The organism is Oryzomonas rubra (assembly GCF_008369015.1).
Classification (GTDB): domain Bacteria; phylum Desulfobacterota; class Desulfuromonadia; order Geobacterales; family Pseudopelobacteraceae; genus Oryzomonas; species Oryzomonas japonica.
In genome coordinates, this window is the sequence record NZ_SRSD01000004.1 from 285341 (window position 1) to 297974 (window position 12634).

At 63.4% G+C, this 12634-nt stretch carries 13 protein-coding genes; 5 read left to right on the forward strand and 8 right to left on the reverse strand.

Annotation, left to right across the window (positions count from 1 at the left end; translation table 11 throughout):
* Positions 1-157: 157 nt before the first annotated feature.
* Together ET418_RS08565 and nuoH are read right to left on the reverse strand one after the other, a co-directional pair.
* Complete coding sequence (locus tag ET418_RS08565) at positions 158-580, reverse strand: ankyrin repeat domain-containing protein (RefSeq protein ID WP_149307177.1); 423 nt, start codon at positions 578-580, stop codon at positions 158-160.
* 52 nt (positions 581-632) lie between these two features.
* Positions 633-1646 carry an NADH-quinone oxidoreductase subunit NuoH gene (gene nuoH / locus ET418_RS08570; protein ID WP_149307178.1) on the reverse strand — a complete coding sequence of 338 codons (1014 nt, stop codon included), beginning with the start codon at positions 1644-1646 and terminating at the stop codon, positions 633-635.
* A 303-nt stretch (positions 1647-1949) separates the two neighbouring features.
* Here nuoH and yihA point away from each other — a divergent pair, with 303 nt between their 5' ends.
* Positions 1950-2549, forward strand: a complete 600-nt coding sequence (gene yihA / locus ET418_RS08575; protein ID WP_149307179.1) for a ribosome biogenesis GTP-binding protein YihA/YsxC — start codon at positions 1950-1952, stop codon at positions 2547-2549.
* Here the strand turns inward: yihA and ET418_RS08580 are convergent.
* Positions 2539-2814 carry an acylphosphatase gene (locus ET418_RS08580; RefSeq protein ID WP_149307180.1) on the reverse strand — a complete coding sequence of 92 codons (276 nt, stop codon included), beginning with the start codon at positions 2812-2814 and terminating at the stop codon, positions 2539-2541. The two genes, yihA and ET418_RS08580, sit on opposite strands and share 11 nt — an antisense overlap.
* Positions 2815-2910: 96 nt before the next feature.
* Here ET418_RS08580 and folE2 point away from each other — a divergent pair, with 96 nt between their 5' ends.
* Genes folE2 through mqnB form a run of 4 tightly spaced genes read left to right on the forward strand, consistent with a single transcriptional unit; the run spans position 2911 to position 7813 of the window.
* Positions 2911-3684 (forward strand): GTP cyclohydrolase FolE2, encoded by a 774-nt coding sequence (gene folE2 / locus ET418_RS08585; protein ID WP_149307267.1) that lies wholly within the window; start codon positions 2911-2913, stop codon positions 3682-3684.
* Positions 3681-4364 (forward strand): TIGR04282 family arsenosugar biosynthesis glycosyltransferase, encoded by a 684-nt coding sequence (locus ET418_RS08590; protein WP_149307181.1) that lies wholly within the window; start codon positions 3681-3683, stop codon positions 4362-4364. The genes folE2 and ET418_RS08590 overlap by 4 nt, the downstream gene beginning before the upstream one ends.
* A complete protein-coding gene (locus ET418_RS08595) occupies positions 4349-7015 on the forward strand; it encodes a PAS domain-containing hybrid sensor histidine kinase/response regulator (RefSeq protein WP_149307182.1) in 2667 nt (888 codons plus the stop codon). The genes ET418_RS08590 and ET418_RS08595 overlap by 16 nt, the downstream gene beginning before the upstream one ends.
* Positions 7016-7048: 33 nt before the next feature.
* Positions 7049-7813 carry a futalosine hydrolase gene (mqnB, locus tag ET418_RS08600; RefSeq protein ID WP_149307183.1) on the forward strand — a complete coding sequence of 255 codons (765 nt, stop codon included), beginning with the start codon at positions 7049-7051 and terminating at the stop codon, positions 7811-7813.
* Positions 7814-7899: 86 nt separating this feature from the next.
* Here mqnB and ET418_RS08605 read toward each other — a convergent pair whose 3' ends face one another.
* From ET418_RS08605 to ET418_RS08625, 5 genes are read right to left on the reverse strand one after another with little or no spacing between them, the layout of a single operon-like run.
* Positions 7900-8775, reverse strand: a complete 876-nt coding sequence (locus ET418_RS08605; protein ID WP_246152996.1) for a M48 family metalloprotease — start codon at positions 8773-8775, stop codon at positions 7900-7902.
* The gene (locus ET418_RS08610) at positions 8772-9233 is read right to left on the reverse strand and encodes an SH3 domain-containing protein (RefSeq protein ID WP_149307184.1); all 462 of its coding nucleotides are present in this window, start codon (positions 9231-9233) and stop codon (positions 8772-8774) included. Before ET418_RS08610 ends, ET418_RS08605 begins: the two co-directional genes overlap by 4 nt.
* The gene (locus ET418_RS08615) at positions 9230-11329 is read right to left on the reverse strand and encodes a CHASE2 domain-containing protein (protein WP_149307185.1); all 2100 of its coding nucleotides are present in this window, start codon (positions 11327-11329) and stop codon (positions 9230-9232) included. The genes ET418_RS08610 and ET418_RS08615 overlap by 4 nt, the downstream gene beginning before the upstream one ends.
* Positions 11329-12012: a YggS family pyridoxal phosphate-dependent enzyme gene (locus ET418_RS08620; protein ID WP_149307186.1), complete on the reverse strand. Its 684-nt coding sequence runs from the start codon at positions 12010-12012 to the stop codon at positions 11329-11331. Before ET418_RS08620 ends, ET418_RS08615 begins: the two co-directional genes overlap by 1 nt.
* A 43-nt stretch (positions 12013-12055) precedes the next feature.
* Positions 12056-12634, reverse strand: a complete 579-nt coding sequence (locus ET418_RS08625; protein WP_149307187.1) for a Maf family nucleotide pyrophosphatase — start codon at positions 12632-12634, stop codon at positions 12056-12058.

Genomic DNA, 12634 nt, shown 5'->3' on the forward strand with positions numbered 1-12634 from the left:
TCAGATCGTCGCACCCGCAGAAAGCCTTGCGGAGGCGTAGCAGCGCTACGCCGCACAAAAGGGCTTTCGAGGACGGCGGCGAGATGGCTGTTTTTCAACAACCTCTTAAACGGGAGACGCCCCGGCGGGGCGTCTCTGCTCGGGAGTTGCGGGTTGGTTATGCGTTACCGTGTTTGGCCCGCTCGGCCTTCTTGAGCAGCGCCGAGGCCAGGGGGTGACTGTTGTTGTCCGCATAGCGGCTGGCGGTATTGCCAGTGGGCGTCTTGAGTCCCGCATCGGCGCCGCCGTCCAGCAGGGCCTGCACCGTCAGGTTGCAGCCGTAGATGGCGGCCAGCATCAGGGGAGTATGCCCCTCATGGTCGCGCACGTCAACGTCGGCGCCCTTGTCGACCAGCATCTTGACGATTTCGGTGTGGCCGTTGGCGGCGGCGTAGTGGAGGGCCGTTTTGCCTTTGTCGCTGCTGGCGGTCAAGTCGGCGCCCCGGTGCAGCAGGTCTTGAACAAAGTCCTTCTGCCCCTCTTTCGCGGCATTGATCAGAGGGGTGTGGCCGTGACGGTCTTTGGCGTTCACACTTTCCATGTTCGACTCCTCCCGTGGTTGATTTATATGCCGGACGGCGATGTCCGTAGTTTCATCGTGATAAAGGTATCATGTCCCCCCGCAACGCCAGCCACCAACCGGTGACCAGGATATTGGCCAGGGCCAGGGGCGTCAGCACCTTCCACCCCAGGTGCATGAGCTGATCGTAGCGCAGACGGGGCAGGGTCCCGCGCATCCAGATGAAGAAGAAGGCAAAGGCCAGGGTCTTGAGGGAAAACCAGATCACCGGCGCCAGAAAGGGACCGTGCCATCCCCCCAGGAAGAAGGTCGTCGCCAGCCCGCCCAGCACGATGATATTGATGTATTCCCCCACAAAGAACAGGCCGAAGCGCATGCCGGAGTATTCGGTGTGGAAGCCGGCCACCAACTCCCCCTCGGCCTCGGGGATATCGAAGGGGATGCGCTTGCACTCCGCCGTGATGCTGATAAGAAAGATGAGAAAGGCCATGGGCTGGTAGACGATGAACGGGATAGGGGCCTGGGCGGCGACGATGTCCGCCAGGCTGAAGGAACGGGCCAGCATGACCACCGGCACCAGGGACAGCCCCATGGACAGTTCGTAGGAGATCAACTGGGCCAGGCCGCGGATGCCCCCCAGCAGGGAGTACTTGGAGTTGGAGGCCCAGCCGCCGATGGCAACGCCGTACACGGCGATGGAGGAGAGCGCCAGGAAAAACAGCAGCCCGACGTTCAGATCGGCCACCAGCATCGGCACCCGGCGGCCGGCAATGGTCACCGGCGCACCGAACGGGATGACGGCAAAGGTCAGAATGGCCGGGATGGCAGCCATGGCCGGGGCAAGGTAGAATAGCCATTTGTCGGCGGCTACCGGGCAAAAATCTTCTTTGGTGAGGAGCTTGATCAGATCTGCGAGGGGTTGGAGAAGTCCAAAGGGGCCGACGCGATTGGGTCCCTTGCGATCCTGGATCCAGGCCAGGACCTTCCGTTCGGCGAATACCAAGTAGGCGGCCAAGGTAAGGATCACGAAGAAGATCATCCCCAGCTTTGCCGCAAACAGCGCTATGTCCACAGTGGATGCCGTCATCGGTACCTGGTCAGGAGCATGTAAGAGGACACCAACGGAATGGTATTCATATATCACAAAAACGTGTCGAACGCCACCGACTAATTCCAGGGTGTGGATGGCATCGCGGGAGGGGCGTTACACGAAGAACTGCGGCCGAACGCCGGCGTTTCAAGGGGTTGCGCCTGAAACCCCGACGAGGATATTCCGTAAAGTGGGGGGCGCTGGTGCGAATAAATTCCAAATTGTCGGCGCCAGAGAAATAAGCGCTTGAACAGCCATGACGCGGCGCACTATAATACGGTGGCCAAGGAGAGTGTTGACATGGATGTACACCAGGCGGAATTCATCAAGAGTGCGGTAAAACCGAAGGACTACCCGGAGACGGCCCTGCCCGAGGTGGCCTTTGTGGGCCGCTCCAACGTGGGCAAGTCGTCGTTGATCAATGTGCTGGTCAACCGCAAAAGCCTGGTTCGGACCAGCTCCACTCCCGGCAGAACCCAGTTGATCAATTTTTTCGACGTTAACGGCCGCTTGGTCCTGGTGGACCTGCCCGGCTATGGCTACGCCAAGGCGCCGCCCGAGTTGCGCAAACAGTGGCAACCGATGATCGAGACGTATCTGGCCAAACGCGAGAACCTGCGGGCGGTGGTCCTGATCCTGGATATCCGCCGCATCCCCGCGGACGGGGATCTGGACATGCTGCGCTGGCTGGAGACCTATGGTATCCCGCCGATCATCGTGTTGACGAAATGCGACAAACTCTCGAAGAACGAGCAGGCCCGCCAGGCGGGAGTGATCGCTGCGGCCATCGGCCGCAGGCGTGAGGATCTGCTCCCCTTCTCGGCCCTATCGAAAGCCGGGCGCGAGGGGATCTGGCGGGTGATCACGGAACTGGCCGGGCTGGAGAGCGTCACGACCTGATGGAGAACCCCGTGAATTCGCCGGTGCAGGTCTCACGGTGCAGGTCGAGCCGTTCCACCCAGGCGGCGGGCGGCCCCTGACGGCACCAGTCGACCAGGGCATTCACCCCACTCTCATCGCCCTCGAACACGCCGGCGACCGAGCCGTCCGGCAGATTCCCGACCCAGCCGTTGACGCCCAACTCCGCGGCGCGGCGGCTGGTGTAGTGACGAAACGCGACCCCCTGGACACGGCCGAAAACCGTGACGGAAACCCTGATATTCATACGGTATCCCCCTTGGATACTGAACAGATCCCAACCGATCCACAGGACAATCCCATGGTGCAACAACCAACGAAAACGGCCGCGGACAAGACGGCCATGCCGGACATGCAGAAACGTCCCGACCACCGCAGGATACCCATCGCCAAGGTCGGCGTCAAGGACATCTCCTACCCCATCGTGGTGATGGACAAGAACCATTCGCTCCAGCATACCGTGGCGCGGATCAACATGTACGTGGACCTGCCCCACCACTTCAAGGGGACCCACATGAGCCGCTTCGTGGAGATCCTCAACCGCCACCGTGAGCATATCGGCCTGGACAAGCTCGAACCGATCCTGGACGAGGTGAAGGCCCGGCTCGGCTCCGCCAGTGCCCACGTGGAGATCCAGTTTCCCTATTTCATCGAAAAAAAGGCGCCGGTCTCGGGCGCCAAAAGCCTGATGGAATACAGCTGCGAGTTCAAGGCGTCCATGACCGATATTCTGGATTTCGTGCTGGTAGTCAAGGTCCCGCTCACCTCGCTCTGCCCGTGCAGCAAGGAGCTTTCCCGCGCCGGCGCCCACAACCAGCGCAGCGTCATGACCGTGCGGGTGCGCTACCGGGAGTTCATCTGGATCGAGGATCTGGTGGAGTTGATCGAGCAATGCGGCAGCAGTCCGCTCTACTCCCTGCTCAAGCGGGAGGACGAGAAGTACGTCACCGAGCAGGCCTACGACAATCCGCGTTTTGTGGAGGACATGGTCCGGGAGGCCTATTCCCGGCTGGCAGCCGTGGAAAACATCACCTGGTTCTCGGTGGAGGCGGAAAACTTCGAGTCGATCCACAACCATTCGGCCTATGCTGCCGTGGAGCTCGACCGCCGGGCATGACCAGAGGACTAATCATCTTTGCCCGGGAACCGCTCGTCGGCACGGTAAAAACCCGGCTGGCCCAGGATCTGGGCAGCCATCGGAGCGCAACGGACCTGTATGCAGCCATGCTGGCCGATGTGCTGGCCACCGCCGCCACCCTGGACGACACTCGTCTACTGATCTTCTGGGCGTTGAAAAACGGATCTGCTCCCTCTGTTCCGGCCCTGCCCCAGGCGGTGATGTTCGAACAGCAGGGGGGAGACCTGGGCGAACGCATGGCCAACGCCTTTGAAAAGGCCCTGGCGAGCGGTTGCGAAACATGCTGCATCATCGGCAGCGATGCGCCCGACCTTCCCCCGGAGTACATCCGCCGGGCGTTTGCCATCCTGGAGCAGGGGGAAGCCGAGGCGGTTTTCGGTCCGGCCGAGGACGGGGGCTATTATCTGCTCGGCCTGCGGTGCTTCCAGAAGCGGCTGTTCGAGGAGATTGCCTGGAGCAGTTCGGAGGTTCTGCAAACCAGCCTGGAACGGGCCCGGCTCTGCGGGATCGGGACCGCCCTCCTGCCGCCGTGGCGGGATATCGACACACGTGAGGACCTGAAGGCGTTTCTGGAGCGGCCGACGCGGGATACTGCGCCCCGGACCCTGGCCTTGGCGCAACGCCTAAAAGGAAGTGCGACCTTATGTCCGACTATCTGATGGCAATACTGGTCGAGTTTACCGGCGGGGACTTTGCACCCGATCATTTCGTTCGCCTCGGCACGGCTGCCCTGTTCTGGGGCCTACTCATCTGGGCGGCCATGCGCCAGCGCCGCCACGACCCACAGCGCAACAGGCTGCTGCTGATTGGCTTCACCCTCGGTCTGGTGCGGGAACTCTTCATGTTCGCCGTCCTGTCCCTCTCCTTCAGCAAGACGATTCCAAACGCGCTCATGCAGCCGTTCACCAAACCGGTGGAACAGCTTTTGACCGGTGTTTCCCTGGTATGGATCGCCTCCGCCTATCTGGACAGCCTGCTCGACGCCCGCCTGGCGGGGCGCTACCTCAAAGGAGGGGTGGCCTGTCTGCTTGCCGCCTATCTGGCAACCTTCCGGGGCTGGGCATCCTTCAGCGGCAGCCTTCCAGAGGCGAACTTCCATGCCAGCGGATATGGCGTAACATTCCACCTCGCCGGGGCCATGGTGCTGGCTGCCGCCCTCGTCTTCCTCTGGCGTGTATCGGGATGGCGCCGAACGGCGCTCCTGGTCGCCTTCGGCGTTTTTTTTCTGGATGACGCCCTGGGCCTGGCATACGGCATCTCATCCGAAAGCGCCATCACCGTTCTCGGGTCGATCCGCCACGGCCTGCACATGTTCGGCATCCCGGTCTTCGGCTATATCTACGGCCGCGAATTGTGGGAACATCACCTGACAGCGGAACGGGAGGCGCTCCGCTCCCGGGAACGCTACCAGAAACTGGTGGATACGATCGAGGGGATCGTCTGGGAGGCGACCGCGGATACCCTCCGTTTCACGTTTGTCAGCGCCCAGGCCGAACGGCTGCTGGGCTACCCGGTGTCGGCCTGGCTGTCCGATCCGGACTTCTGCCATGACCGCATCCACCCGGAGGATCGCGGCTGGGTGCTGAATATCTGCCGCGGAATGGGGTACGACGGCGCATCACGACAGTTCGAATTCCGTATGATCGATGCCGGCGGCGGCACCCTGTGGCTGCGCAATGCCGTCTCGGTGATTGCCGAGGAGGGCCAGCCGCCGATCCTGCGAGGGCAGATGTTCGATATTACCGAACGGCGAAAAATGATTGACTCCCTGCGGGAAAGCGAGGCCAAGTTCCGTTCGTATATCGAGTTTGCGCCCATCGGCGCATTCGTTGTCGACCATTTGGGACGGTACGTCGAAACAAACCGCACCGGGGCCGCGATGCTGGGGTATGCCGAAGCCGAACTGCTCGACATGTCCATCGCGGATGTGCTGCCCCCCGAATACCGGGAAACGGGACGGCAAAATTTCGAGCGGCTGAAGGAAGTGGGTTCTGCCAGCCGGGAGTCGCTCCTGGTGCGGAAAGACGGGGGCTTGCTCTGGGTCTCCCTCCAGGCCGTCAAGCTCGGCCACGACCGCTACATCGGTTTTTTTCAGGACATTACCGAACGGAAAGAGACGGAACAGGCCCTGATCTCGGCCAAGGACGCAGCCGATGCGGCCAATGCCGCCAAGAGCCAGTTTCTGGCCAACATGAGCCACGAACTCCGCACGCCCTTGAACGGTATCATCGGCATGAGCGGGCTTCTGATGGATACGGATCTGACCCCCGAGCAGCTCGAATACGCCGGGATCGCCCTCAAAAGCAGCAAGGATCTGCTGGACCTCATCGATGAACTTCTCGACTTCGCCCGCATCGAGGCAGGAAAACTCCTGTTTGAAAAACGCGACTTCAATCTCCAGACCGTCCTCAAGGACACCATACAGATACTGTCACTGCAGGCCGAGGAAAAGAGGCTGCAGTTGGACTGGGAGGTGGAACCGGATGTGCCGCTGCACCTCAAGGGCGATCCGGGCCGCTTGGCCCAGATCATCAGGAACATCGTGGGCAACGCTATCAAATTCACCCGGCAGGGTGGTGTGGCGGTCCACGTATCCCGCGAGGCGGAGGAGGGGGGGCTGGTGACGCTCCAGCTTGCCGTAACCGATACCGGCATCGGCATCCCCCAGGAGTACCTGGGCCGCATCTTCACCCCCTTCGTCCAGGTCGACGGCTCAAGCACGCGCAAATACAGCGGCACGGGACTGGGACTGGCCATCAGCAACCAACTGGCCGAACTCATGGGCGGCTCCATCAATGTGGTAAGCGCTGTGGGCTCGGGCTCAATCTTCCGCATCGTCCTGCCGTTCGAGAAACAGGAGCAGAAGCCAATGAAGAATCAGGAAGGCGAAAACCGGACCGTCTTCTTCAACCGTGACGCCGACGCCCCCCAACGCGCCCGCATCCTGCTGGCCGAGGACCATACGACCAACCGGCGGGTGATCAGGATGATGCTCAACAAGCTGGGCTACGAGGCCGACGCCGTGGCCAACGGCCGCGACGCGATCAAGGCCCTGGAAAGCACCTCCTACGACTTGGTGTTGATGGACTGCCAGATGCCGGAAATGAACGGCTACGACGCCACCGCCGTCATCCGTGACCCCGCATCCCACGTCCTCGATCATGCAACGCCGGTGATCGCCCTGACGGCCAACGCCATGGCCGGCGAACGGGATAAGTGCATCGAAGCGGGCATGAACGATTACCTCTCAAAACCGGTGCTGGTCCAGGACCTGGAAACGGTCCTGAGCAAATGGCTTGAAAAGCGATAGACCAGTAAACAGAGAAAGGCTACTCCCATAGATATGCAACCGATTCTCATCATGACGGCAGTGCCGCAGGAAATGGCCCTGCTGGAACACGCCCTGACCAACGCAGTCCGACAGACAGCAACCGCTTTCGAGTATGCCGAGGGGACCATCGGTACGCTCCCCGTACTACTCTGCGCGGGTGGCGTCGGCAAGATCAACGCCGCTGCCGCCACGGCTACCCTGATCGAACGCTGCCGGCCTCACCTGGTGATCAATACCGGCTGCGCGGGCGCCTATCCCGGGAGCGGGCTTTCCATCGGCCACCTCGCCGTTGCCAGCAACGAAATTCTGGGGGATGAGGGGGTCCTGACGACCGGCGGGTGGAGGGATCTGCGCTTCATGGAGTTACCATCCTTCATGCAGGGCAAGCGGGCCTATCACAATGAAATCCCCCTGTCCAAGCACGCCGCCGAAAAGGCCATGCAGCTTGCCGATTATTATGGAGTGTTCCTGATGCGGGGGCGGTTCGTGACCGTTTCCACCTGTAGCGGGACGCGTCAGCGCGGCGAGACCTTGGCGCGGCACTTCAACGCCATTGCCGAAAGCATGGAGGGGGCGGCCGTGGCCCAGATATGCCTGCGATCGGGCGTGGACTGCCTGGAGATCCGCGGCATCAGCAATCTGGTGGTCGACCGGGATATGAGCGCCTGGGATATCCCGCGGGCTGCGGAATCGGCACAACGCTTCGTGCTCAAATACCTGGAAGACCTGGACCGGCCGGAGTTGAGCGCTTTTATGCAGGTGGCGCCCGAACGGTAAGACAAAAGCCGGCTCATGTACACAACAAAGGCCCTGGAGGGATACTCCCAAGGGCCTTTGTTTATTGTGGTGTATTCATGTGGCCGTCAGGGGACCATTTCCGCAAAACGTTTGCTGCGCCGGGGAAACCCGGAACGGTCCACGGAAGGGACGCCCGCCTCGCGCACATTTTCGAGGCGCTCGTCGGTTCCGGGATGGGTGGCCAGGATGCCCCCCTTCGACCCTCTGCCCGCCTCCTGAAGCCGATCCAGATACCCCACCAGCCCCTGGGGGTCGTAGCCGGCGGCGACAAGATACCCGAGGGCGGCCAGGTCGGCCTTTTTCTCCTGATCCCGGCCGTAGCCGTTCACCACGAGGGTCTTGACCACATCGTCGATGGAGCCCTGGAACAGGGAGACCAGTTGCGCGGTATCCTTGGAACTGAACTCCCGGGCCGCCTGGCTGCCGATGATCAGCAGCGCCTGGCTCCAGCGGGAGGACTGGATGGCCGCAATGCCGTCGCGATGGATGACATGACCCAATTCGTGGGCCAGTACGGCGGCCAGTTCATCCTCGTTCTTCACCGAGGCGACCATCCCACGGGTGATCAGGACGGTGCCGCCGGGACAGGCGAAGGCGTTGATCTCCGGGGTGTCCAGAACGGCAAAATGGTAGCCGCCGAAGGTTGTCGGTTGTTCGGTGTGGAGCGCCAGCGTCTGCCCCACAAGGTTCAGGTACTCAGTGAGGCGCTTGTTGCGGTAGAGGGGATAGGTGGCGGTGAGTTGGGCCGCCACGGCCCGGCCGATGTAGTATTCCTCTTCGTCGGAGACGGGGCGCGACGCCTTGCCGATGGTCTGCACCGACGAGGCGATCATGCCGATCTGCTGGGGGGTGAGATCCTCCAGCCGGCAGCCGGCCAGGGAAAGGCAGGCCAGCAGGAGGCAGATCATACGGCGGGCGGCCGATGGCGACGGGAACATCATGGCTGGAGCAATCCTCCCTGCTGGATGAACGTCTCCAGGCTCTTCTCGCCCACGGCGAGGCGCTCGATCTCGTCCACCGTCCCGTAGTTCAGCTTTTTGTTGGCGTTGCGATACCCCGCCTCGACCTGGGGATTGAACCCCTTGCCGGCCAGGGAGACCTCGTCGGCGGACACCCCGCCCGCGGAGCGCCCCCGGCCGGATACCGAGTAGGAGCGGGACTCCACGGCGCTCTTGTGGACCCAGCCGTTCACCCCCTTGGCACTCACCTGGTACCAATCCCCTTTGCGGCCCGTAACGGTCAAGCGGTCGCCGTAACGCACCTTGGCCCTGACCGGGGCGAAGAAACGACTCTCGGAACGGATGGCGTTGTCCCGGGTGACCACGCTCACCGTCTCGGCGGCGGCATCCACGGTCCAAAGCAGGCAGATCAGCAGTATGTAACGGGCTAATGGTCTCATTTCTCTTTCATATGTATCACATTCCAGTCATCAGTCAATGGGGGAGTTTCAAGGCAGCGCCGGCACCAGTCCAGGTAAAAGAGGGCCGGGCCGTCCTGGGGCCGTTGAGAGAGGGCCTCCTCGAACAGCGCTGCGGCGGCCTGCCACTCCCGGTGGTGAAAGGCGTCAACCGCCCGGCCGTACAATGCCACCCACGCCGCCAGTTCTACCGGAGCGCCGTCCCGTTCCGCCAGCAGTTCATGGATGCGCACCGGCAACTCCTTCCCCTTGACGGCGATCAGCCCCAGTTCCCGCGCCAGGAAGCCATCCCCGGCCTCCCGCAGGGTGGCTTCGCTGAGCATGATGCGCGTGGCAAAGAATTTGTTGGCCGACTCCAGCCGGGAAGCCAGGTTGACCGTATCCCCCACCACGGTGTAGTCGAAGAGCCGGTCGCTCCCCAGGTTGCCCACGATGGCGTCGCCCGTATGGAGCCCGATGCGCAGGGAGATCGTCCCCAACCCGCGGTTTTTGAATGAGGCGTTGACCCGTTCCAGGGCGGTCTGGGCGGCCAGGGCCGCGCGGCAGGCGTTACGTCCCACATCCGGCCGGGCCAGGGGCGCCCCCCAGAAGGCCATCACGCAGTCGCCGATATACTTGTCGATCACCCCCTCGTGGCCGATGACCTCTTCGCTCACCGCGTTCAGCACATCGTGCAGCATGAGGGCCGTCTCCTCCGGCGGAAACTGTTCAGCAATAGTGGTAAAACCGGCGATATCGGCAAAGAAGACCGTCACCCGCCGGCGTTGCCCACCCGGCTTGATCAGGTCGGGATGCTTCAGCAGGTGGGCCACGACGGTCTCGTCCATGTACTGGGAGAAGGCGCGCCGCACGAAGCGGCGCTCCCGCCCCTCGGTGGCATAGCTGTAGGTGGAGGCGGCGGCAAAGGCAACCGCCAGGGCGGCCAGGGGAGGGATGAGCGGCAGGTAGAACCCCTGGCTGAACAGGAGCGCCGGCACCCCCAGGGAGGCCAGCAGCAGGCCGGCCAGCAATGCCAGGTTCGCGGCGATGGAGGTGTGGGTCAGGATGAAGGCGCAGGCCGCCGCCGCGATGGCGGCCATGAAGACGATGGAGAGGGCGTCCGGCACCCGCTGGAGAAACGCGCCGTGCAGCAGGGCGTCCAGGGTGGCGGCGTGGACCTGCACGCCGGAGGTTACCGCCGATACGGCCGTGGGCTTCAAGTCATAGAGGCCGGCAGCGGTCAGCCCGAGAAAGACCTTTTTCCCCTTGAACCATGAGGCCGGATAGGCGCTCCGGCCATCGTCCCGGATCAGCTCCTGGATCGATACGGCCCGGTACGGTTGCGGGCCGCGGGGGAAACGGGGCAGCAGGGCACCCCCATCCAGGGGGAGCGGTGCAGTGCCGCGCACCAGCCGGCCCTCGCGCACGGAGACCACCCGACGTTCCAGAAGATGCCCCAGCACGAAATGCGGCAGGGTGCGGCCGGCGGCCTGGAACAGGAGCGGCAGGCGGCGGTAGACGCCGTCCCGGTCCGGCTTGATCATGACGTTGCCGCCGCCGTGGGCGCCACGGGCCAGGGGTGCGATGGGGGTGATGGCCGACGGCAGGGCCGGGGCCGGGGCCGGCACCCCGTTGACGGTCATGCGGTCGAGGAACGCCTGTCCCGCAGCGTCGTTTTCCCGCCGGTTGGCGGTGGCGAAGACCGGGAGGATGACGTTGCCGGCCCTGGCCACGGCGGCAGCCAGGAGTTGGTCGTCCTCCTCGCCGTAGGAGGAGGGCTCGGTGAACAGGATATCCACGAAGACCGCATCGGCCTGGGCGAGCCGTTCGAAGACCGGGGCGTAGACCTGGCGCGGCCAGGGCCAGGTGACCCCCTCGGCGGCCAGGGCGTCCAGGCTCGGCTGGTCCACCTGGACGATGACGATATCGGAGCCTCCCCGGTCAGGGTTGAGCAGGCGCGACAACAGGTCGTAGGATTTCAGTTCAAAGGAGGAAAAAAGCGGGGTAAGGGTAAGGCTGGCGAGGAGGAGCGCCGCCAACGACAGAAGGACGATCCGCAGGGATTTCGCCGAGACGGTTCGGGGCGCCGGGGCGGGCATCAGCGTTTACCGAAGATGGCGGTGCCGACCCGCACCAGGGTCGCCCCTTCCTGGATGGCGGCCTCGAAGTCGCCGGACATGCCCATGGAAAGCTCCGCCATCTCCACCCCCGGAATGGCTGCGGCGGCGATCAGTTCCGACAACCGCTTCAGCTCCGCGAAATAGGGGCGAGCTCCCTCGGGGTCGTCGAAGAGGGGGGGCATGGTCATCAAGCCCCGCACCCTAACGTTGGGGAGTTGGGCGATGGCACGCACCAGGTGGAGCGCCCCGGCCTCGGTCGTTCCCGACTTCGTGGCCTCGCCGGCGATGTTCACCTGCACCAGCACGTCGCACGAGCGCCCCAACCGGCCCCACTGGCGGCTGATCTCCTCGGCCAGGGAGAGGCGGTCGACCGAGTGGATGAGCGTCACCAGCCCGGCTAGGTATTTGGCCTTGTTGCTCTGGAGATGGCCGATGAAGTGCCATTCCAAGGGTTCCGTTATCGCGGCCGTCTTGGCGGTCAGTTCCTGGACGTAGTTCTCGCCGAAGACGACCTGCCCGGCCCGGTAAGCGGCCAAAAGGTCCTCCGGGGGGCGGGTCTTGGAGACCGCCACCAGGCGCACCGTCTGCGGGTCACGGCCGGCCTTGACGGCCGCATCCGTGATCCGCGACCGTATCTGATTGAGGCGTTCTGCAATGGACATTGTGGTTTTTCCCGTTCTTGATGGTGTTCTGCCGGGGCGGGCGTCAGGGGAGCGCCTCGACCGTCTGCAGCACCTCGTACAGCTCCGCCATGGGCAGACCGACCACATTGGTGTACGACCCGCTGATGGAGCGGACGAAATGCACGGCCCCCCCCTGGATGGCGTAGGCCCCGGCCTTGTCCCTGGGGCAGCCGCTGGCGATGTAGTCCCGGATCTCTTTCTCGCTGATGGTGCGGAAGGTCACGTCGGTATGCACGCTCCGGCTGAGATGGATGCCGCTCACCGCGTCAAAGACCGTAAAGCCGGTAATCACCTCGTGGTTCCTGCCGGACAGGGCGGTCAGCATGCGGAAGGCATCGGCATCGTCGGCGGGTTTCCCCATGATGGTGTCGTCCAGGACCACCACGGTGTCGGCACCGATGAAAAACCGTCCGGCAGTCTTGTGCGCCACGGCGTCGGCCTTCTCCCGCGACAGGCGGATGACATGCTCGGACGGTTTCTCGCCGGGCAGCGCATCCTCGCAGATATCCGCCGCAACCACCGTGAATTCGATGCCTGCCAGGGCCATCAGCTCGGTGCGGCGCGGCGAGGCAGAGGCCAGAACGATTGCTCCATGTTTCAT